This window comes from Pseudomonas sivasensis (assembly GCF_052938085.1).
This window is the reverse complement of record NZ_CP176442.1, coordinates 1016077-1038562: the sequence shown is the minus strand read 5'-3', so window position 1 is coordinate 1038562 and position 22486 is coordinate 1016077. Positions and strand designations below refer to the sequence as shown.

The 22486-nt window shown below is 60.5% G+C and carries 15 protein-coding genes; 5 read left to right on the top strand and 10 right to left on the bottom strand.

The window, feature by feature from the left end; translation table 11 throughout:
- Positions 1-2: 2 nt before the first annotated feature.
- Positions 3-3899: a phosphoribosylformylglycinamidine synthase gene (purL, locus tag ACKZ62_RS04945; RefSeq protein WP_095185811.1), complete on the bottom strand. Its 3897-nt coding sequence runs from the start codon at positions 3897-3899 to the stop codon at positions 3-5.
- 286 nt (positions 3900-4185) lie between these two features.
- Here purL and mltF point away from each other — a divergent pair, with 286 nt between their 5' ends.
- Complete coding sequence (gene mltF / locus ACKZ62_RS04940) at positions 4186-5646, top strand: membrane-bound lytic murein transglycosylase MltF (RefSeq protein ID WP_032890750.1); 1461 nt, start codon at positions 4186-4188, stop codon at positions 5644-5646.
- Positions 5647-5714: 68 nt separating this feature from the next.
- On the opposite strand, the gene ACKZ62_RS04935 is transcribed toward mltF, so the two are convergent.
- The 5 genes from ACKZ62_RS04935 to treP all read right to left on the bottom strand — a co-directional run bounded on the left by ACKZ62_RS04935 (position 5715) and on the right by treP (position 13035).
- On the bottom strand, positions 5715-6014 hold the full coding sequence (locus ACKZ62_RS04935) for a PTS sugar transporter subunit IIB (RefSeq protein ID WP_032890748.1): 300 nt from the start codon (positions 6012-6014) through the stop codon (positions 5715-5717).
- Between the two features lie 2 nt (positions 6015-6016).
- On the bottom strand, positions 6017-8533 hold the full coding sequence (gene ptsP / locus ACKZ62_RS04930) for a phosphoenolpyruvate--protein phosphotransferase (RefSeq protein ID WP_447096394.1): 2517 nt from the start codon (positions 8531-8533) through the stop codon (positions 6017-6019).
- Between the two features lie 49 nt (positions 8534-8582).
- On the bottom strand, positions 8583-9803 hold the full coding sequence (locus ACKZ62_RS04925) for a maltoporin (protein WP_447096393.1): 1221 nt from the start codon (positions 9801-9803) through the stop codon (positions 8583-8585).
- A 72-nt stretch (positions 9804-9875) separates the two neighbouring features.
- Positions 9876-11522, bottom strand: a complete 1647-nt coding sequence (treC, locus tag ACKZ62_RS04920; protein WP_122753163.1) for an alpha,alpha-phosphotrehalase — start codon at positions 11520-11522, stop codon at positions 9876-9878.
- 70 nt (positions 11523-11592) lie between these two features.
- Positions 11593-13035 (bottom strand): PTS system trehalose-specific EIIBC component, encoded by a 1443-nt coding sequence (treP, locus tag ACKZ62_RS04915; RefSeq protein WP_032890740.1) that lies wholly within the window; start codon positions 13033-13035, stop codon positions 11593-11595.
- 227 nt (positions 13036-13262) lie between these two features.
- On the opposite strand from treP, the gene treR reads away from it, so the two are divergent.
- Together treR and ACKZ62_RS04905 are read left to right on the top strand one after the other, a co-directional pair.
- Positions 13263-13967, top strand: a complete 705-nt coding sequence (gene treR, locus ACKZ62_RS04910; RefSeq protein WP_032890738.1) for a trehalose operon repressor — start codon at positions 13263-13265, stop codon at positions 13965-13967.
- Between the two features lie 19 nt (positions 13968-13986).
- Positions 13987-14757, top strand: coding sequence for an APH(3')-II family aminoglycoside O-phosphotransferase (locus tag ACKZ62_RS04905; protein ID WP_447096392.1), 771 nt, complete (start codon positions 13987-13989; stop codon positions 14755-14757).
- Between the two features lie 661 nt (positions 14758-15418).
- Here ACKZ62_RS04905 and guaA read toward each other — a convergent pair.
- From guaA to ACKZ62_RS04885, 4 genes are all read right to left on the bottom strand, one after another.
- The gene (guaA, locus tag ACKZ62_RS04900) at positions 15419-16996 is read right to left on the bottom strand and encodes a glutamine-hydrolyzing GMP synthase (RefSeq protein ID WP_032890732.1); all 1578 of its coding nucleotides are present in this window, start codon (positions 16994-16996) and stop codon (positions 15419-15421) included.
- 80 nt (positions 16997-17076) lie between these two features.
- On the bottom strand, positions 17077-18546 hold the full coding sequence (gene guaB, locus ACKZ62_RS04895) for an IMP dehydrogenase (RefSeq protein WP_003209646.1): 1470 nt from the start codon (positions 18544-18546) through the stop codon (positions 17077-17079).
- Positions 18547-18650: 104 nt separating this feature from the next.
- Positions 18651-19199, bottom strand: a complete 549-nt coding sequence (locus ACKZ62_RS04890; RefSeq protein ID WP_032890730.1) for a hypothetical protein — start codon at positions 19197-19199, stop codon at positions 18651-18653.
- A gap of 137 nt (positions 19200-19336) precedes the next feature.
- A complete protein-coding gene (locus ACKZ62_RS04885) occupies positions 19337-20104 on the bottom strand; it encodes a sulfite exporter TauE/SafE family protein (RefSeq protein WP_032890728.1) in 768 nt (255 codons plus the stop codon).
- A gap of 99 nt (positions 20105-20203) precedes the next feature.
- Here ACKZ62_RS04885 and ACKZ62_RS04880 point away from each other — a divergent pair, with 99 nt between their 5' ends.
- Positions 20204-21094 carry a LysR family transcriptional regulator gene (locus tag ACKZ62_RS04880; protein WP_447096391.1) on the top strand — a complete coding sequence of 297 codons (891 nt, stop codon included), beginning with the start codon at positions 20204-20206 and terminating at the stop codon, positions 21092-21094.
- 10 nt (positions 21095-21104) lie between these two features.
- The gene (gene xseA / locus ACKZ62_RS04875; protein WP_447096390.1) at positions 21105-22484 is read left to right on the top strand and encodes an exodeoxyribonuclease VII large subunit; all 1380 of its coding nucleotides are present in this window, start codon (positions 21105-21107) and stop codon (positions 22482-22484) included.
- Positions 22485-22486 lie beyond the last annotated feature (2 nt).

Here is a 22486-nt window from a genome sequence, read left to right as displayed (position 1 = left end):
CCTTAGTTCACCCAAACGCGAGCGTTACGGAACATGCGCATCCACGCACCGTCTTCGTTCCACTCTTCCGGGCGCCACGAGTTCTGCACAGCGCGGAATACACGTTCAGGGTGCGGCATCATGATGGTCACGCGGCCGTCGCGGCTGGTGAGGCCGGTGATCCCGCGCGGCGAGCCGTTCGGGTTGGCAGGGTAGTTTTCGGTGACTTTGCCGTGGTTGTCGACGAAGCGCATGGCCACACAACCGGACAGGTCGGCTTCGAGCAAGGCTTCTTCGCTGGCGAACTCCGCATGGCCTTCGCCGTGGGCGATGGCGATCGGCATGCGCGAACCGGCCATGCCTTGCAGGAAGATCGAGTTGGACTCCTGCACCTGCACCATGGCGACACGGGCTTCGAACTGCTCGGAACGGTTACGCACAAAGTGCGGCCAGAACTCGCTGCCCGGGATCAGTTCGCTGAGGTTGGACATCATCTGGCAACCGTTGCACACACCCAGGGTGAAGCTGTCGTTGCGCTCGAAGAAGCCTTGGAACGCATCGCGGGCACGGCTGTTGAACAGGGCCGACTTGGCCCAGCCTTCACCGGCACCCAGCACGTCGCCGTAGGAGAAACCGCCGCAAGCGACCAGGCCTTTGAACTCGTTGAGGTCAACGCGACCGGCGAGGATATCGCTCATGTGCACGTCAATCGCATTGAAGCCGGCACGGTCGAACGCCGCCGCCATTTCCACCTGGCCGTTGACGCCCTGCTCACGCAGCACAGCAACTTGTGGGCGAATGCCTTTCTTGATGTACGGCGCGGTGATGTCCTGGTTGACGTCGAAGCTGAGCTTGGTGCTCAGGCCCGGGTTGTCTTCTTCCAGGATCACGTCGAATTCCTGCTCGGCGCAATCGGCGTTGTCACGCAGGCGTTGGATCTGGTAGCTGGTCTCGGACCACTGGCGTTGCAGCAGACGGCGTTGACCGGCAAACACTGTATCGCCATTGAACGAGATATTGATTTCACCGTTGTTGATCGGCTGGCCAATCACCGCCACGCAGTCGTCCAGGCCAGCGGCGCTGAATTGAGCGAGTACGTCCGGGGTCGCGTCCTGGCGAACCTGGATCACGGCGCCCAACTCTTCGTTGAACAGGATGCCGTTGATCTCGGATGCATCCTCGGCAACGCTGTCGAGCACGATGTTCAGGCCGCAGTGACCGGCAAACGCCATCTCGACAACGCTGGTCAGCAGGCCGCCGTCGGAACGGTCGTGGTAAGCCAGCAGATGGCCGTCGGCGTTCAAGCCCTGGATCACGGCGAAGAAGGCTTTGAGGTCTTCAGCGTCGTCAACGTCCGGCGCCACTTTGCCGAGCTTGCCGTGGGTTTGCGCGAGGATCGAGGCGCCCATGCGGTTCTGGCCACGGCCCAGGTCGATCAGGATCAGATCGGTGGTGCCTTTGTCCATGCGCAGTTGCGGGGTCAGGGTCTGGCGAACATCGGTAACCGGTGCAAAACCGGTCACGATCAACGACAGCGGCGAGGTCACGCTCTTGTCGGTGCCGTCTTCGTTCCAACGGGTGGCCATGGACATCGAGTCCTTGCCCACTGGAATGGTGATGCCCAGTTCCGGGCACAGCTCCATGCCGACCGCTTTTACGGTGTCATACAGACGCGCATCCTCACCCGGGTGACCGGCAGCGGACATCCAGTTGGCCGACAGTTTGATGTCAGACAGTTTGCCGATACGCGACGCGGCGATGTTGGTGAGGGTTTCACCAATGGCCATGCGGCCCGACGCCGGGGCGTCCAGCAGGGCCAGCGGCGTACGCTCGCCCATGGCCATGGCTTCACCGGTGTAGACGTCGAAGCTGGTGGCGGTGACGGCAACGTCGGCCACCGGCACCTGCCATGGGCCGACCATTTGGTCACGGGCTACGAGGCCGGTGATGCTGCGGTCGCCGATGGTGATCAGGAAGCTTTTGCTCGCCACGGCCGGGTGATGCAGCACGCGTTCGATGCTGTCGGCCAGTTCGAGTGTGCTTGGGTCGAAATCATCGCCCAGCTCGGCTTCACGCACCGCTGAACGGTGCATGCGCGGGGCTTTGCCCAGCAGCACTTCGAGGGGCATGTCCACCGGGCTGTTGCCGAAGTGGCTGTCAGTGACCGTCAGTTGCGGCTCGGCAGTGGCTTCGCCGACAACGGCAAACGGGCAGCGCTCGCGTTCGCAGATGGCCTGGAAGCGCGCGAAGTCTTCAGGGCCGACGGCCAGCACGTAACGCTCTTGGGATTCGTTGCTCCAGATTTCGTGCGGGGCCATGCCCGGCTCGTCGTTTGGAATGTTGCGCAGTTCGAAACGGCCACCACGGTCGCCATCGTTGACCAGTTCCGGGAAGGCGTTGGACAAACCACCAGCACCGACGTCATGGATGAAGCTGATCGGGTTCTTGTCACCCAACTGCCAGCAACGGTCGATGACTTCCTGGCAGCGACGCTCCATTTCCGGGTTTTCACGCTGTACGGAAGCAAAATCCAGATCAGCCGAGCTGGTGCCGGTTGCCATAGAGGAAGCAGCACCGCCGCCCAGGCCAATCAGCATCGCCGGGCCACCCAGCACGATCAGCTTGGAGCCGACCAGAATCTCGCCTTTCTTGACGTGTTCTTCACGGATGTTGCCCATGCCGCCGGCCAACATGATCGGCTTGTGGTAACCGCGCACTTCATCACCATGGGGCGTGGTGATGGACTGTTCGAAGGTACGGAAATAGCCAGTCAGAGCCGGGCGACCGAACTCGTTGTTGAACGCGGCGCCGCCGAGCGGGCCTTCGATCATGATGTCGAGGGCGGTAACGATGCGCTCAGGCTTGCCGTACGGCACTTCCCACGGCTGTTCAAAGCCAGGGATCTGCAGGTTGGACACGGTGAAACCGGTCAGGCCGGCCTTTGGCTTGGCGCCACGTCCGGTAGCACCTTCGTCACGGATTTCACCGCCGGAACCGGTGGCTGCGCCAGGGAACGGGGCAATCGCGGTCGGGTGGTTGTGGGTTTCGACTTTCATCAGGATGTGCACCGGTTCCTGAACCGCGCCGTACTGGCGGGTCTCTGGATCCGGGAAGAAACGGCCGGCGACGGAGCCGACGATCACCGAGGCGTTGTCCTTATACGCCGACAGAACGCCTTCGCTGTGCATCACGTAGGTGTTCTTGATCATGCCGAACAGGCTTTTTTCCTGGCTCTGGCCGTCGATGTCCCAACTGGCGTTGAAAATCTTGTGACGGCAATGCTCGGAGTTGGCCTGGGCGAACATCATCAGTTCGATGTCGTGCGGGTTGCGCTTCAAGCCGTTGAAGGCGTTGACCAGGTAGTCGATCTCGTCTTCGGCGAGGGCCAGGCCCAGTTCGGTGTTGGCCTTCTCCAGGGCGGCGCGGCCACCGCCAAGCACGTCAATCGCGGTCAGCGGCTTGGGCTCGGCGTGGCTGAACAGACCGGCAGCCTGTTCGAGCTGGCTGACGATGATCTGGGTCATGCGGTCGTGCAGGCTGCTGGCGATCAGCTCGGCCTCGGCATCGCTGAACTGGCCGGCAACGTAGAAGGCGATACCGCGCTCCAGGCGCTGGATTTTTTCCAGGCCGCAGTTGCGGGCGATGTCGCTGGCCTTGCTCGACCAGGGCGAGATGGTGCCGAACCGTGGCAGAACCAGGAACAAGCGGCCGGTCGGCTCTTGAACGGGAACGCTTGGGCCGTACTTCAGAAGGCGTGCGAGCACTTGCTGTTCGTCGGCGGTCAATACGCCGGTAACGTCGGCGAAGTGAGCAAATTCAGCATACAGGCCTGTAACCGCTGGAACCTTCTGGCTCAGTTGTTCAAGGAGTTTGCTGTGGCGAAAGGCAGAAAGGGCAGGAGCGCCGCGCAGGATCAACATCTTCGGGACAGCCTCGGGAAGGGGTGTGCTTTGAGGCCGTGCATTCTAGCGTAAACCATCGCCAACGGCACCCGAAACGGCATCGCTGGCTGCTGCCGGACGTCAGTTGGCACGGTTTGCACACTATCGGGGCGTTATCCAAGGCATTGCGCGTAGTTATTTTAACCGTCACATTTGCCCGCCAAGCCACGTTTCTGCGGGCTGCAGCACAGTTTTGGCGGCGCTAGCAGACAAGTCCCCCGCTGTCGAGATATGGCGCCGTGGGCCGTTTGCGTATACTGCGCAGATGTTCTCACCAACTGCTTTGCGCCCGCGATGCGCCAAATGGCTCATCGCCACCGGACTCTTCCTGATGCTCAGCGCCTGTGTTGATAAACCCAGCACGCTTGAGCGAATCAAGGAGGATGGCGTATTGCGGGTCATTACCCGGAACAGCCCGGCCACGTATTTCCAGGACCGCAACGGTGAAACCGGTTTCGAATATGAACTGGTCAAGCGCTTTGCCGACGACCTGGGCGTGAAGCTGGAGATCGAGACTGCCGATAACCTCGACGACCTGTTCGGCCAACTGGGCAAGACCAATGGCCCGGTGCTCGCCGCCGCCGGCCTGGTCAGCAGCGAGCAGCGCCAGCAACAGGTGCGTTTCTCCCATCCTTACCTTGAAGTCACTCCGCAGGTCATCTACCGCAACGGCCAGTCACGGCCGACGAACGCGGCGGACCTAGTGGGCAAAAAGATCATGGTGCTCAAGGGCAGTACCCACGCAGAGCAATTGGCCGAGCTGAAAAAGCAAAACCCTGCAATCGAGTACGAAGAATCCGACGCGGTTGAGGTGGTCGACCTGCTGCGCATGGTGGACGAGGGGCAAATCGACCTGACCCTGGTGGACTCCAACGAAGTCGCGATGAACCAGGTGTACTTCCCCAACGTACGCGTGGCCTTCGACCTGGGCAACGCCAGCAACCAGAGCTGGGCCGTGGCCGCCGGCGAAGACAACAGCCTGCTCAACGAGATCAACAGCTACCTGGACAAGGTGGAAAAGAACGGCACCCTGCAACGTCTCAAAGACCGCTATTACGGGCACGTCGATGTGCTCGGTTATGTCGGCGCCTACACCTTCGCCCAGCATCTGCAGCAGCGCCTACCCAAATACGAGAAACACTTCCGGGCCTATGCCAAGGAAGAAAAGGTCGACTGGCGCCTGTTAGCGGCCATCGGCTACCAGGAATCACTGTGGCAACCGGCGGTCACCTCCAAGACCGGCGTGCGCGGCCTGATGATGCTGACACAGAACACCGCACAGGCCATGGGCGTGTCCAATCGCCTGGATCCCAAGCAGAGCATCATGGGCGGCGCCAAGTACCTGGCCAAAATCAAGGATGAGTTGGACGACAGCATCGCCGAGCCGGACCGCACCTGGTTTGCCCTCGCCGCCTATAACGTCGGCACCGGCCATCTGGACGACGCGCGCACCCTGGCGAAGAAAGAAGGCCTGAACCCGAACAAGTGGTTGGATGTGAAGAAAATGCTGCCGCGCCTGTCGCAGAAGCAGTGGTACAGCAAGACCCGCTACGGCTACGCCCGGGGCGGTGAGCCGGTGCACTTTGTGGCGAACATCCGGCGCTACTACGACATTCTGACGTGGGTGACGCAGCCGCAGCTGGAAGGCAACCAGGTGGTCGAAGGCAACCTGCATGTGCCAGGTGTGGACAAGACCAAGCCTGCGGAAGACAACCCTAAGCTCTAAACGCCACCAACCAGCGCGGGACAAGCCCGCTCACCACAAGCAAGTCAATTCCACCCCATTCAAACGGCTCACATTCGATCACCGTCGTCTTGTAGGCCAGTGATCAGGTGCACCACACCTCCCGCCAACACCATCACACCCGGCACACCCGCCGCTTTCAACGCCGACTCATCCAACCGCCCCACATCCTGCAATTGCACCCTAACCCGCGTCAGTGCCACACGCTGTTGCGACGTGAGGTTATCCGCGCCACCCAACGCATTCAGCACGTCGGCCGACACTAGACTCTGCGTCGGCGCCTCGACCGTTTCGGCAATCAAATCCGGGGTCAGGGCTTTCCAGAACGCCTGCTTCAATTTATCCAACATGCTCAGTTCTCCAGCACAGATGAGGTTTCGACAGTCGCCGCGTGAAAGCCACGCAAGGCCTCGCGCACTTGGGCGGCCTCTTCCAGGCCCAGCACCTGACGGGCAATGCTCTGGCAGTCGACCAGGTCCAGCTCGCGCACGGTGGCCTTGATGGTCGGGATCAACGGCACGCTGACCGATAACTCATCCACCCCCAGCCCGATCAGCACCGGCACCGCCAGCGCTTCGGACGCCAGCGCGCCGCATACGCCAACCCACTTGCCATGGGCATGGGCGGCCTTGACGGTGGTGGCGATCAAGCGCAATACCGCCGGGTGAAAGCTGTCCGCCTGGCTGGCCAGGCGTGGGTGGTCGCGATCCATGGCCAGGGTGTATTGGGTCAGGTCGTTGGTGCCGATGGAGAAGAAATCCACATGGGGCGCAAACACGTCTGCCATCAACGCCGCAGAGGGCACTTCGATCATGATCCCCAGCTTCGGCAACTCGCCCACCCCCAGCGCCAGCGCTTCTTCTTCGAGAATCCTGCGGGCCAGGTGCAGTTCCGACAGCAGGCTGACCATCGGCAACATGATATGCAGCCGCGCCAGGCCGGCGCTGGCGAGGATCGCGCGGAACTGTTCGCGCAACAGTTCCGGGCGCTCCAGGCACAGGCGAATGCCGCGCAAGCCCAGGAACGGGTTGGTCTCGGCCTCCATCGGCACGTAGGCCAGCGGTTTGTCGCCGCCCACGTCCAGCGTGCGCACAACCAGGTTGCGCTCAGCGCCCAGGGCGCGGGCGATGGCCGTGTAGGTGCTGGCCTGCTCCTCCGGGCTCGGCGCGCGGTTGCGGTCGAGGTACAGAAACTCCGAACGCAGCAAGCCGACCCCTTCACCGCCGAGAGTCAGCGACTGCTCCACCTCCTGCAATGAGGCGACGTTGGCCGTGACCTCAACGTGATGGCCGTCGCGCGTGATGGCGGGCAACGCAGCCTGTGCAACGTCGCGCTGCTGTCGCTGTGCCTGTTGTTGACGTGCGGCTTTCAACTGTTCGATCTCAGCCTGGTTCGGCTCCAAGTGCAGCTCACCCTTATCGGCATCCAGCAGGACGTGTTTGCCGTTGGCCAGCGCCAGTACTTGCACGGGCACACCACAGATCGCTGGCAAACCCAAAGCACGGGCGAGGATCGCCACATGGCTGGTCGCACCGCCGCCGACCGTAACAAACCCCAACACCTTGCCGGTGTCGAGGCTGGCGGTTTGTGAAGGGGTCAGTTGCTCGGCGATCAAGATGGCGCGCTCGGGCAGATCCCAGGCGCGGTCCTCAATTTCCAGGATCAGTTTGAGTACGCGCTGGCCCACATCGGCCAGGTCCGCTGCACGCTCAGCGATCAGCGCATTGCCCAGCCCCTGGAACAACTTGACCGTGGCCGCCGTGGCGCTGTGCCAGGAAAATGCTGCGCTTTTGCCAGCGGCGAGCAGGCCATGGGCGTGTTCCAACAGGGTCGGGTCTTCGAGCAATTCCTGATGAGCACGGAAAATCTCCGCCTGGGCACTGCCGACCGCCTTGGCTTGCAAGGTTTGCAGCGCTTCCGTAGCAGCCCGCAGCGCACGCGCCAGCGCGGCACGCTCGACCGCTTCGCCCGCGCCCTTTTCAGGGATGTTCAGTTCAGGCTCAGCCACCTGCACCACATGACCACACGCCGAACCCGGCGATGCACAAACACCTCGCAGCACAGTCGCAGACACCACCGACTCAACCACCGCCACCGTTGCCGCGACCGGCTCGCCGCACCCTTGCGCCAGCAATTCCACCAACGCCTTGATGGCCGCCTCAGCCTCTTCTCCCGCCGCACTCACCTGCAAGATATCGCCCTGCACGGTTTGCAGCGCCATGATCGCCACCAGGGATTTCGCGTTGGCGCTTTGGGTTTGCTTGTGCAGATAAATGCTCGCATTGAACCCCTTCGCCGCCTGGGCAAATACCGCCGCCGGGCGCGCGTGCAGGCCATTGGCGTTGGGCAGGCTCAGCGGTTTGGAGAACAGCGCATCACCCTCCTCCTCGCTTGCAGCTTCAATCGGCTCGCCTGGGGATACCTGCAACAGCGGCTGGCCGAGGTCGACAGCACCGTTTGCCAGCAGGGTGAACGGTTCGCCGCTGACCACGAGCATCAGGGTCAGCAAACTGCGGGCATTGAGCGCCACGTAGTCAGCGTCAAATTCGATCAGCGGCTCGCCGGCCTCCACCCGCTGGCCTTCTTCGACCAATCGGGTGAAACCCTTGCCCGCCAGGTTCACGGTATCCAGGCCGATATGCATCAGCACCTGCACGCCGTTGTCGTCGGTGATACTCACCGCGTGCCCCGTGTTCTGAATATTGCTGACCACCCCGGTCAACGGTGCGCACAAGGTCTGCGAGGTGGGATCGATGCACAGGCCGTCGCCGATCATGCGGCTGGCGAACACCGGGTCCGGCACCTGATCCAGCGCCAGCAGCACGCCGGATAAAGGCGCCAGCAATTCCAGGGGTTGAGTTGCGGTCATGACGTCACCTGCTGTTTGGTTCTGTAAAAATCATTGGGCAGAAGAGGGATCACTTCCACCAATACTCGACCTGCACACCAAAGTTCGATCCATGCCGCGCGGTGCCGTAGGACCCGGTGTCGGATAACGCCGAACCAGCCGCCAGTTCATTCGCCGCACGCTTGGCGGCTTCGTTCCAGGTGGCATAGGTGTAGTACAAGCGCACTTCGGGCCGTGCCCAGAAATCCGGACCTTTGGGCGACCATGTCGGGGCGAAGGTGAATTTGCTCAACTTGCGCGTACCGCCGCTGGCATCGACTTGATCATGGCCCAGCTCGGTGACCAGTTTGAATTGCTCGCTGAGGGCATAGGCCGGGCGCACGCCGATGGACATCCAGGTCTGGTCCTGGCTGCCGGGGCGAATATCCTTCTGGTACACCGCCTCGATCTGCCCACCAAAGCGCGGGGTCACTTGCCAGTCGAAGAACTCCACGGCGCGATAACTTTTGCTGCTTTTATCCAGGAAGGTATTGCCGGTGTAGCCCAGGCCAGTGCCGGGGCCTTCGCCGTATTGCAGGGCGAATTTGTTCTTGCCGCCGAGGAAAGGTTTTTGCACGTGCTGCGCTGTCAGTGCCCAGCCGCTGTTGGTATCGCGACCGCCGGCTTTCTCGATATAGCTCAAGCCCAGCTCCAGCTCGCCGCCGGGGTTGGTCTTGAAGCCCGCGACGTTGAAGTCGTGACGGGTGGCGTATTCCTTCTGGTACAGGTTGTCCTTGCGCGAAATGGCGTAGCTGTATTTAAGGTCGCCGATCAGCACGTCCTCGATGCCGCCGCCGGTGGCGCTCTGGTTCCAGTAGTAGAAATCGGAGATATGGATGTCGTTACGTTTGTAGTAACGCCGACCGGCCCACACCGAACCGCCGTTGAGGGCGGGCAGGTTCGACCATTGCGCATACATCTGCGGCATGCGCGCCGAGCCGTTATTCTCGCCCTGGAATTTCAGCTCGCGGTCGTACTTGTTGTAGAGGGAAGCCATGGCATCGACGCTAAGCACCGAGCCATCGTCAAAGGTCAGCAGGTCCTGGCGCAGTTCCAGTTCGCCGTATTGCTCGCATTCATTACCCAAACGGTATTTGGATTGCGCGCCCGGCAGTTGGAAACATTGCTGCGGGCCACTGCCGGTTGACGTCCCCGCGCCACTACGCAAATAGCCGGCGAATTCGAGGGCTTGAGCGCCGAGAGACAGGCTCAGGCAGGATGCAACGAGGCCCAACTTTATTGTTGTTTTCATGAAGCACTCCGATATTTTTATTATGTTTTTTTGCAGCGCCCCCGCACTCCCATACGGGGGTTACAACGGGTCTTAGTCCTTGAGGTGCAGCACGAAGGATTCGTAAGGGCGCAGCACCACCGAAGACGTACGCCGCGGACAGTCGGGGTAATTGCTGATCAACAGACGCTGCTCGCTCGCCGCACTGATCACGCTCTCGGGCAGTTGGATGTCACAGGGCTGCCCGTAGAAATTGTTCAGCACCAGTAGGCGTTCGCCGTGGCCCTCGCGCAGGTAAGCCCAGACTTGGGGATGGTCTTGCAGCAGTTCGCAGTAAACGCCCTCTTGAATCAGCGGTTCGTGACGACGCAAGGCGATCAGCGCACGGTAGTGATGCAGCACCGAGTCCGGGTCATCACGCTGGCTGTCGACATTGATCTGCGCCGCATTGGCCGCAACGCCGATCCACGGCTCGCCACTGCTGAATCCGGCGTTGGCCTGCGTGTTCCACTGCATCGGTGTGCGTCCGTTATCGCGGGACTTCTGCATGATCGCCGCCATGCTCGACGCCTCGGATTCACCGGCATCGCGTTTGAGGCGATAGATATTGAGGGTCTCCACATCGCGGTACTGTTCGATCGCGTCGAAACCCGGATTGGTCATGCCCAACTCTTCACCCTGGTACACGAACGGTGTGCCCTGGAGGAAGTGCAGCGCCGTGGCGAGCATCTTCGCCGAGACCACGCGATGTTCACCGTCATCCCCAAAGCGCGAGACCACTCGCGGCTGGTCGTGGTTACACCAGAACAATGCATTCCAACCGCCACCGGCCTGCATGCCCAGTTGCCAGTCAGACAAGATCCGCTTGAGTTGCAGGAAATCGAAGTCGGCCTTTACCCACTTTTGCAGGTTGGGGTAGTCCACTTTCAGGTGATGAAAGTTGAAGGTCATCGACAGTTCTTTCGACTCAGGCCGAGAGTAACGAATGCAGTGTTCCAGGCTGGTGGACGACATTTCGCCGACGTTGATCAGGTCATGGCCTTCGAAGACTTCGCGGTGCATCTCTTGCAGGTATTCGTGCACGTTGGGGCCGTCGGTATAGAAGCGGCGGCCGTCGCTGGTGTCTTCGGGGAAGTCGGCAGGCTTGGAGATCAGGTTGATCACGTCCAGCCGGAAACCGCCTACGCCTTTGTCGCGCCAGAAGCGCATCAGCTTGAACACTTCGGCACGGACCTTGGGGTTGTCCCAGTTGAGGTCGGCCTGGGTGTGGTCAAACAGGTGCAGGAAGTACTGGCCGGTCTGCGCTTCGTATTCCCAGGCCGAGCCGCCGAACTTGGATTCCCAGTTGTTCGGCTGGTCACGCCAGATGTAGAAGTCGCGGTACGGGTTGTCGAGGCTGCTGCGCGCTTGTTGGAACCACTCGTGCTCGATGGAGGTGTGGTTGACCACGATGTCGAGCATCAACTTGATTCCGCGCTTGGCCGCTTCGCTGATGAGCAGGTCGCAGTCGGCCATGGTCCCGTAGCTGGGGTCGATGGCGTAGTAGTCGCTGATGTCGTAGCCGTTATCCCGTTGCGGCGAGCGCAGGAACGGAGTAATCCACAGGCAATCCACGCCCAGCCATTGGAGGTAATCGAGTTTGTCCACGATGCCCAGCAGGTCACCGGTGGCGTTACCCGCGTGGCTGTGGAAGCTTTTGGGGTAGATCTGGTAGATCACCGAGTGTTGCCAGGTTTGCATGCTGGGTTCCTTCAGTAGAATTGTGAGCGCGATCAAATGTGGGAGGGGGCTTGCCCCCGATAGCGGTCGATCAGGCGACGCGATAACCCGGCCGAACAATCTTCATGCTCAACGCACAGGTCAGAACAAACGGCACCACCATCGCGACCACCATCCCAATCACAAACATCGGAATGGCACTCGGCACGATCGAAATAAACCCAGGCAAGCCACCCACCCCGATGGCCGACGCCTGCACCTTGTTCATCGACAGGAAAATGCTGCCCAGCGCCGAGCCGAGCAATGCCGCATAGAACGGAAACTTGAAGCGCAGGTTCACCCCGAACATCGCCGGCTCAGTGATACCGAAGTACGCGGAAATCGCCGAGGTCGAGGCCATGCTTTTGTCCCGCGCATTACGGGTCATGTAGAACACCGCGAGCGCGGCGCTGCCCTGGGCCAGGTTGGACATCACGATCATCGGCCAGATAAAGGTGCCGCCCTGGGTGGAAATCAGTTGCAGGTCCACGGCGAGGAACATGTGGTGCATGCCGGTGATCACCAACGGTGCATACAGCAGGCCGAAAATCGCCCCGCCGAGCATGGGCGCCAGGTCAAACAGGGTGACCACGCCTTCGGTGATCAGGATGCCGAGGTGACGGGTCACCGGGCCGATGATCGCCAACGCCAGCACGCCAGTAACAACGATGGTGGTGATCGGCACGACCAGCAGTTGAATGGCATTGGGCACGCGAGCACGCAGCCATTTCTCGATGACGCTCATCACATACGCCGCCATCAGGATCGGCAGGATCTGCCCTTGGTAGCCGACTTTCTCGATCTTGAACCAGCCGAAAATATCGAAATACGGCAGGCTCTGGCCGTCGAGCCCCGCCACCGCCTTGCCGTAGTTCCAGGCGTTGAGCAGGTCCGGGTGCACCAGCATCAGCCCGAGCACGATGCCGAGGATTTCACTGCCGCCAAACCGCTTCGCCGCCGACCAGCCCACCAGCGCCGGCAGGAACACGAACGAGGTGTTGGCCATCAGGTTGATCAGGCTCCAGAGGCCATCCAGGTTCGGATACGCCTCCAGCAACGTCTTGCCCTCGATGAACATGCCCTTGGCGCCCATCAAGTTGTTCACGCCCATCAGCAGGCCGGCGATGATCAGCGCAGGCAGGATCGGCATGAACACATCGGAAAACACCCGCACCAGACGCTGCATGGCGTTGGTCTTGTCGGCGCCCTTCTTCTTTACGTCGGCGATGGTGGCAGCGGCGAGGCCGGTCTGTTCGCGCAGGGCGGCGTAGACCTTTTCCACTTCGCCGGGGCCGATGACCACTTGGAACAGACCACCGGTGAAGAACGAGCCTTTGACCAGATCGACCTGGTTCAGCGCGCTGTTATTGACCAGGCTTGGGTCCTTGAGCGCCAGGCGCAGGCGGGTCACGCAGTGGGCAGCTTGCTCAAGGTTTTCGCGCCCCCCGAGGTTGTCGAGAATCTCGCGGGCGATCGTTGAATAGTCGTGGCTCATGCTTGGTTTCCACTTTGATTTTTTTATTTGAGGGCAGTCATTGGCAGCACGCCGAAGCCAAAAGTACTCGTCTGTACGAGTTAAAGCAATAACTCGTACAGACGAGTTTAAAAATATTGGCTTACCGCTTTCCAAGGCCCAATGGACAAACCCCACCGCTGCCACTAAGGTTCCTGCCTTGAACGCACCGTTCACCTACAGAAAGCCGGGCACAGAGCAGCCATCACATGAGCAAATACAACCAGATCTATACGGATCTGCTTGCCAGCATCACCACTGAACGCCTGCAACGCGGTACGCGCCTTCCTTCCGAAACCGAATTGATGGACAGCTACCAGGCCAGCCGTGGCACCGTGCGTCGCGCCATCGAGCAGCTGCAGGAACGCGGCTTTGCGCAAAAAATCCACGGCAAAGGCACCTTCGTCCTGTCGCCCAACCCGATCGAATTTCAACTGGGTGGCATCGTCAGCTTCCACGAAACTCACGCCGACCTGGGCGATGACGTACACACCGAAGTGGTCGAGTTCACGCAGTTCCCGCTGGAAGGCTCATTGCAGCAACACATCGAAGCCGAACCCGGCAGCCTGATCACCCGCATCAAACGCGTGCGGCGTATCGGTGGTAAACGGGTGATTCTCGACATCAACCACTTTGTCGCCGACCTGATCCCTGGCCTGGACCAAGCAATTGCCGAGCAGTCGATCTACGCGTTTATCGAGCAGACCTTGCAGCTGCAGATCAGCTACGCCCAACGCACCATCGAAGCCCTGCCCCGCAGTAAAGACGACCAGACACACCTAGACCTCGACGGCCAAAGCCATGTGATCGTGGTGAGCAACCAGACGTTTTTGCAGGATGGGCGGCAGTTCGAGTACACCGAGTCGCGGCATACGTTGGATAAGTTTTACTTTTCGGATATTGCGCGGCGCTGAGCCGAGAACGGAAAGCACAGTGAATATTCCGAACGCGTGGCGTGAACAGTTCCCGCAGGCCCTGATTGAGCAACAGGCCATCGGTGAATCGCGGGCTGACGTGTTTCGCCTGAGCCAGGGCTGTGGTGCAGACCTGTTCCTGAAGGCCGAGCCCCAAGGAGCGTTCGGTGAGCTTGCGGATGAAGTCGAGCGCCTTCGGTGGCTCCAGCAGGTTAATTTGCCGGCGCCCATCGTGCTGGCTCAGTTGACAGAAAACCATCACCACTGGGTGCTGATGACCGCCCTTCCGGGACAGGATCTGGCCAGCGCCAATACGCTGTCTGCCGCGCAAACCATCGACATACTGGCAACGGCCCTGCGTACCTTGCACCAGATACCCCTCGCGCAATGCCCCTTCGATCACCCTCTACAGCAACGCATCGGGCTCGCGCGGGAGCGCGTTCGTGCCGGGCTGGTCGATGAGACAGACTTCGACGACGAACGACTCGGACGCAGCGCGGAAGATGTGCTGGCCGAACTCTTGTCGACTCAGCCAAACACCCATGATCTGGTAGTGGCCCATGGTGACGCCTGCCTGCCAAATTTCATGGCACAAGGCGGCCGTTTCAGTGGGTTCATCGATTGCGGGCGCCTGGGTATCAGCGACCGATACCAAGACTTGGCGCTCGCGGCACGCAGCATCGGGCGTAACCTTGGGCCGGAATGGGTAAAGCCATTTTTCGAGCGTTACGGTATTGAGCCTGATGAGCAGCGCATGAGGTTTTACTGCTTGCTGGATGAATTCTTCTAACTCGCTTGGAGCCCTGCTGGGGTCGCAATCATTTGGAACGGTGATAGTTATAAAGGTCGCGAAGTTTGCACCCGCTTAGCCACACCGCCAGCAACACAGTCCTCAGCACCAGACACACAGCCCACAGCCACATCAGCAATTGCGCCAGCGCAAGAGCCTCTGGGAATTTCAGGGAGGTCAGAATTACGATGAGCATTACACCGTAGGCGGACTTTCGTAAGTTGAATATCAACAACAACCCTGCCGGCAAGACCCAGACTAGGTAAGCAAGGATGTCCATGGCAGTGAATATCAGCATCTTCTGGCCGAGTGAACTACCCACCCCCACGTATTTCACAATGAACGGCAGCTAAAGCGCGAAGTGAAGCGTTGTACTCAACACCAGGCCCACCAGCATTAGCAACGCGAAGCTTTTGAGCCAGATCCGTATTTTCATAAATGTTCCATCCTTGATTTGGCGGAGCAGAAAATGCCCTGCATCTACCGGCTTAGCCCCCCACTGGAAGACTGTGATACAGCGTTAGTATCGTTGATGAAGTAACTGTCTTAGCGATGCACAAAGCGGCCAGAACTTGCCAGCACCAAAAAACCAAAAGCCCGCAATTACGCGGGCTCCAGGGTATTTCTTGCTAGATCGTGCCGGACAATGCCGGGCGTTCGATCATTCCCACTCAATCGTCGCCGGCGGCTTGCTCGACACGTCATAAGTAACGCGCGAGATGCCTTCGATCTCATTGATGATACGGCCGCTGACAGTCTCCAGCAGTTCGTACGGCAGGTGGGCCCAGCGGGCGGTCATGAAGTCGATGGTTTCTACGGCACGCAGGGCAACGACCCAGGCGTAACGACGGCCATCGCCGACAACGCCAACCGACTTCACCGGCTGGAACACTACGAATGCCTGGCTGACCTTGTGGTACCAGTCGGCCTTGCGCAGTTCTTCGATGAAGATGTGGTCGGCACGACGCAGCAGGTCGGCGTATTCCTTCTTCACTTCACCAAGGATACGCACGCCCAGGCCCGGGCCTGGGAATGGGTGGCGGTAGACCATGTCGTACGGCAGGCCCAGTTCCAGGCCCAAACGACGGACTTCGTCCTTGAACAATTCGCGCAGTGGTTCTACCAGCTTGAGGTTCATTTCCTCAGGCAGGCCACCCACGTTGTGGTGGGACTTGATCACGTGGGCCTTGCCGCTCTTGGCGCCGGCCGACTCGATCACGTCAGGGTAGATGGTGCCTTGGGCGAGGTACTTGATGTTGTCCAGTTTGTTGGACTGGGCATCGAATACGTCGATGAAGGTACGACCGATGATCTTGCGCTTCTTCTCCGGGTCGGACTCGCCGGCCAGGTTGTTGAGGAACTGGTCTTCAGCGTTGGCGCGGATCACCTTGACGCCCATGTTCTCGGCGAACATGGCCATCACTTGCTCACCTTCGTGCAGGCGCAGCAGGCCGTTGTCGACGAACACGCAAGTCAGTTGGTCGCCGATGGCTTTGTGCAGCAGCGCAGCAACCACAGAGGAGTCAACGCCGCCGGACAGGCCGAGCAGCACGTTGTCGGTGCCGACCTGGGCACGCACGTTGGCGATGGCGTCTTCAGCGATTTTCGACGGGGTCCACAGGGCTTCACACTCGCAGATGTCGAGGATGAAGCGCGACAGGATGCGGCCGCCTTGCTTGGTGTGGGTCACTTCCGGGTGGAACTGAACGCCGTAGTAACGACGCTCGTCGCTGAACATGCCGGCGATCGGGCAGCTTGGAGTGCTGGCCAGGATGTGGAAGTCTTCCGGCATCTTGGTGACCTTGTCACCGTGGCTCATCCACACGTCGAGGCCGAACAGGCCATCGGCGTCAACGTGGTCTTCGATGCCGTCCAGCAGGCGGCTTTTGCCGACCACATCTACACGGGCATAACCGAATTCACGCAGCTCGGAACCTTCAACCTTGCCGCCCAGTTGCTCGGCCATGGTCTGCATGCCGTAGCAGATACCGAAGACCGGCACACCCAGGTCGAATACGGCTTGAGGGCAGCGCGGGCTGTTGGCTTCGTGCACGGACTCGGGGCCACCGGCGAGGATGACGCCTTTCGGTGCGAATTCGCGAATCGCTTCGTCATCCATGTCGAACGGGTGCAGTTCGCAATACACGCCGATTTCACGCACGCGGCGGGCGATCAGTTGGGTGTACTGGGAACCGAAGTCGAGGATCAGGATGCGGTGGGCGTGAATGTCGAGGGCCATGAAGTCAGTCTCGTCTAATGAATCAGAAACAACTCGGGGCTGAAGAACAGCCCCGGTTACTTAACATTTTGCTGGAAGCCTCAACCTACGCGGTAGTTTGGCGCTTCCTTGGTGATCTGCACGTCGTGGACATGGGATTCAGCCATGCCGGCGCCGGTGATCCGTACGAACTCTGGCTTGGTGCGCATTTCTTCGATGTCGGCGCTGCCGGTGTAGCCCATCGAAGAACGCAGGCCGCCCATCAGTTGATGGATGATGGCGCTCAGGGTGCCTTTGTAAGGAACACGGCCTTCGATGCCTTCCGGAACGAGCTTCTCGGCGCCTGCCGAGGAGTCCTGGAAGTAACGGTCGGACGAGCCTTGAGCCTGGGACATGGCGCCCAGCGAACCCATGCCACGGTAAGCCTTGTACGAACGGCCCTGGAACAGTTCGATCTCACCCGGTGCTTCTTCGGTACCGGCGAACATCGAGCCCATCATCACGCAGGAGGCACCGGCGACGATGGCCTTGGACAGGTCACCGGAGAAACGGATGCCGCCGTCAGCGATCAACGGAACGCCGGTGCCTTCAAGGGCAGCGGCAACGTTGGCGATGGCGCTGATTTGCGGCACGCCCACACCAGCGACAATACGCGTGGTGCAGATCGAGCCAGGGCCGATACCGACCTTGACTGCGTCAGCGCCGGCTTCGGCCAGGGCCTTGGCCGCTGCGCCGGTGGCGATGTTGCCGCCGATGACCTGCACGTCAGGGAAGTTCTGTTTGACCCAACGTACGCGGTCGATCACGCCTTTGGAGTGACCGTGAGCGGTATCGACCACCACCACGTCCACACCCGCGGCTACCAGGGCTGCAACGCGGTCACCGGTGTCTTTGCCGGTACCGACGGCAGCACCCACGCGCAGACGACCTTGGTCATCCTTGCTGGCCAGCGGGTAAGCCTTGGCTTTTTCGATGTCGTTGACGGTCATCATGCCTTTGAGGGCGAATTTGTCGTCGACGATCAGCACGCGCTCGATGCGGTGCTTGTGCAGCAGTTCGCGCACGTCGTTCTTGTCGGCGCCTTCCTTGACAGTCACGAGGCGCTCTTTAGGCGTCATCACTTCGCGGACGGTGACTTCAAGACGGTTTTCGAAACGCACGTCACGGGAGGTGACGATGCCGACCAGGTCGCCATCGTGCAGCACAGGAACACCGGAGATGTTGTGCAGACGAGTGAGGTCGAACAGATCACGCACGGTGGCGTCGGCTTCGATGGTGATTGGATCTTTCACCACACCGGCTTCGTAACGCTTGACCTTGCGCACTTCGGCAGCTTGCTGCTCGATAGTCATGTTCTTGTGGATGATCCCGATACCGCCTTCCTGCGCCATGGCAATGGCCAGGCGGGCTTCGGTAACGGTGTCCATCGCAGCGGAAACCAGGGGAATATTCAGCTCGATGCCACGGGTTAGGCGGGTCTTGAGACTGACTTCGTTAGGAAGCACCTCGGAATAACCGGGCACTAGGAGAATGTCGTCGAATGTCAGAGCTTCTTGGCTGATACGCAGCATCGCGGGGGCTCCCGAGCGGGAAAATGGAAGCGCGCCATTATATACATGCACCCTGTCGGGCTCAATGTAAAACTCTGACAAACTTGGTAATACTGATAGATGGATTAAAGTTCGACCTTAACCCAACTGATCTTTTGGTCCAGCCAATCGGCGAATTCGTCGATGAAGCTTTGCTTGAACCCCGCCTCTGCCCAGTTATTGAAGATGAATCCCAGGTTGGAAAACCCGCATTCCTGCAGGAACAGAAACCCATTGATGTCATCTTCATGCCCACACAGCGGGCAGGTGAAGTTGTCGGTGTGGCCGGGCATCCAGTCTTCCAGGCTTTCAAACAGCGCCTCGCCGACTTCCTTGCGGCATTCCGGGCAGCCGGCCTCTTCGAGAAAGCCCTTGGCCGGGGTGTAGATGCAGCGTTTGTAGATGATCTCCAGGCCGTTGACCGGCTCGTTGAACGGCAGCGCTTCGGGGTGCCGGACCACGGCGCGGGCACCGTCGGCCAGGGCGTAGGCCATGCGGTTGCCGGTGCGCCCGCAAGTGGTGAGTTCTTCCTTGATGATGTTCTTGCGCACCAGCCAACGCACGATCGCCCGCGCGCGGGGCTCGTGGACGGGCAAGGTGGAGATTTTCGGGACAAGGATGCTTTGGGAGTTCATGAGAGTCCTGCGGTGTGGCTTCTGGCGTCATTGCGGGCAAGCCCGGCTCCCATATTGGAATGCGCTCAACTGTGGGAGCCGGGCTTGCCCGCGATGACGCCCGGGAGGCTGGCAGCTTAATCCCTGAAGAAATCCGGTCAAGTGCTCAGATACCGTCCAATCAACGCAATACCACTGGCCAGCACCAGCCACGTCACTAACCGCACAAACGCCTCACGCGACATGCGCATCGTCAACCTACGCCCAAACCACAGCCCAAGGCCCATCGCTGGCAGTAGGCACAGCGCCAACAGCAACAATGGCAGATCCGCGTACACCCCGGCGATCAGGAACAGGCTCAGGCGCACCACGGTACTGCAACTGATCAGCGCACTTTGAGTCGCCCGCGCCGCGTCCTTGGATAATCGGCTGTTCAGATAGATCGCATATAAAAAGCCGCCACTGCCGAACAGCGCGCCAAACAGGCCGCCGACGGTGCCCATGGGAATCGACCAGCCTTTGCCGAGCTGCGTGGGACGGGCTTTTACTGCCAAGGTGTAGACGGCATAGGCGCTGATAAACAGCCCCATCAACAGCAGCAACAAGTCCGAATGCAGATTGAGCAAAAACACCACGCCCAGTGTGCAACCAATGGCCATACACGGCAGCAGCCGCAGCAATTCCGACGTATTCACATCCCGCCGCGTTTGCAACAGGCCGCCAAAGGCCGCGACAAAATCCAGCAGCACCAGCAACGGAATGATCTTCGACAGCGGCATAAACAGAATCAGGATAGGCCCCGCCACCAGCGCCGTCCCGAAGCCGGCAATACCAAACACGATGTACGCCACGACGACACCCAGGCCGATCACCAGCCAATCCACACCGCTAAACGACCACTGGTTCATCAGCTCAAGTGGGCTCATGGAGTCTTCCTTGAAAGAGATAACCATCACTTTAGCCATCGGCGAGGGTTGCGACTAATATCTTCAAAGCCCTCCACCCATCTCGAAAAGGCATGACGCGTGATTTCCACTCGCCAACTGCGCTACTTCGTTGAAATCGCCGACAGCGGCAGCTTCAGCGCTGCCGCCGAACGTCTGTTTGTGGCGCAATCGGCTCTAAGCCGACAGATCAAGGAGCTGGAAAAACAGCTGCAAACGCCATTGTTCGAACGCACCGCGCGTCAGCCACGCCTGACCGCCGCCGGTGAAGCGTTCTACCCGAGGGCACGCAATTTGCTGAGCGAGCTACTCAAGGCCAGTGAAACCGCGACCCAGGTCGGTAACGGCCAGCTCGGCACCCTGCGGCTGAGCCATTCGAGCACCGTGCCGATGAGCGGCGTTTTGTTGCAAGGCATCAACACGTGGTTGGAGCGTTGCCCCGGCGTATCAATGGACATCGTCAAACTGTCATCCGAGGCGCAACTGGAGGAAATCGCCGACGGTAGGCTGGATATCGGACTGCTACGGTTGCCGGTGTTGCGCCAGCGTGAAGGGGTACGTGTGGAGCCCTTATATAAAGAACAATTGCTGCTTGCTGTGCCGCCGAATCACCGTTTGGCACATAGCAACGAGCCCGTCGACCTGGAACAGCTCAAAGATGAAGCGTTTATCTCGATCCCCCACCCACAGCGTGGCGGCCTGAGCTATCTGGCGGCCGAGCTCTGCATGCGCGCCGGATTTTTCCCTAAGGCTGCGCGGGTCATGTCACGAAAGACCACCCAGCTACAGTTGATCCAGGCCGGGTTTGGTATCGCCTTATTACCAAAATCCATGCAGGACATTGCTCCCGCCAATGTGCACTTTCTACCGCTGGCCGATCCGGATTGCCTGAGCACCGTGGCTCTGGCCTGCCCACCGACGCCGAGCCGGTTGGTTGAGCAGTTCTGTCAAACCTTGCACGAATGCCTATAAACTGCCGCCCATGATTAAAGACCCCTTTGCCCGCCTGGGCCTGGACCGTGAAGTCCTGACTGTCAGCCAACTCAACGGCCGTGCGCGGGTGTTGCTGGAAGACGTGTTCACCAATATCTGGGTCGAAGGCGAGATCTCGAACCTCGCCCGCCCAGCCTCCGGCCATGTGTATTTCACCCTCAAGGACAGCGGCGCCCAAGTACGTTGTGCGTTGTTTCGCAACAATGCCGCACGGGTGCGCCAGGCGCTGAAAGATGGCCTGGCGGTGAAGGTGCGCGGCAAGGTCTCGCTGTTCGAGGGCCGTGGCGACTACCAACTGATCCTCGACACCGTGGAGCCCGCCGGTGATGGTGCGCTGCGTTTGGCCTTCGATGCCTTGAAGGAAAAGCTCAGCGCCGAAGGCTTGTTCAGTGCCGAGCATAAGGTCCCACTGCCGGCCCATCCTCGACGCATTGGCATTATCAGTTCGCCCACCGGCGCAGTGATCCGCGACATCATCAGCGTATTCCGCCGCCGTGCGCCGAACATCGAGCTGACCTTGATCCCGACCGCCGTGCAAGGCCGCGAGGCGATCCCGCAGATTGTCCGCGCGCTGAAACTGGCCGATGCGCGAGGCTTTGACGCACTGATTCTGGCCCGTGGCGGCGGCTCCCTGGAAGACCTCTGGTGCTTCAACGAAGAAGCCGTAGCCCGCGCGGTGGACGCTTGCGTGACCCCCATTGTCAGCGCCGTCGGACATGAAACCGATGTGTCCATCAGCGACTTCGTGGCGGACGTACGCGCCCCTACCCCATCCGCCGCCGCCGAATTGCTGGCACCGGACGCCAGCCATCTGGTGCGTCAGGTGGAAAACCTGCATCGCCGCCTGGTCATGCTGATGCGTAACCGCCTGACCCACGACCGCCTGCGTCTGGAAGGCATGGCCCGTCGCCTGCGCCATCCCGGCGAACGTCTGCGCCAGCAGGCCCAGCGCCTGGATGATCTGGATATGCGCCTGCGCCGTGCGTTTGAACGCAGCCTCAATACCCGTCGCGAGCGCCTGATCCGCCTGGAAACCCGCCTAGCCGGCCAGCATCCCGGCCGTCAACTGGCGCTATTGCGCCAGCGCCTGAACAGCCTCGCCGAACGCTTGCCCCGCGCCATGCGCGAAGGCCTGAAGGCCCGTCGCCTGCAACTGCAAAGCCAGGTGCAGACATTGCAGGTGGTCAGCCCGCTGGCGACCCTGGGCCGTGGTTACAGCATCCTGCTGGATGAGCGCGGCCATGCCATTCGCAACGCGGCGCAAACCCACACCGGCCAGCGTCTCACCGCGCGTCTCGGTGAAGGCCAATTGCAAGTGCGCGTGGAAGACAACCACCTGACACCCGTCACCCTTTCGTTATTGGATTGATT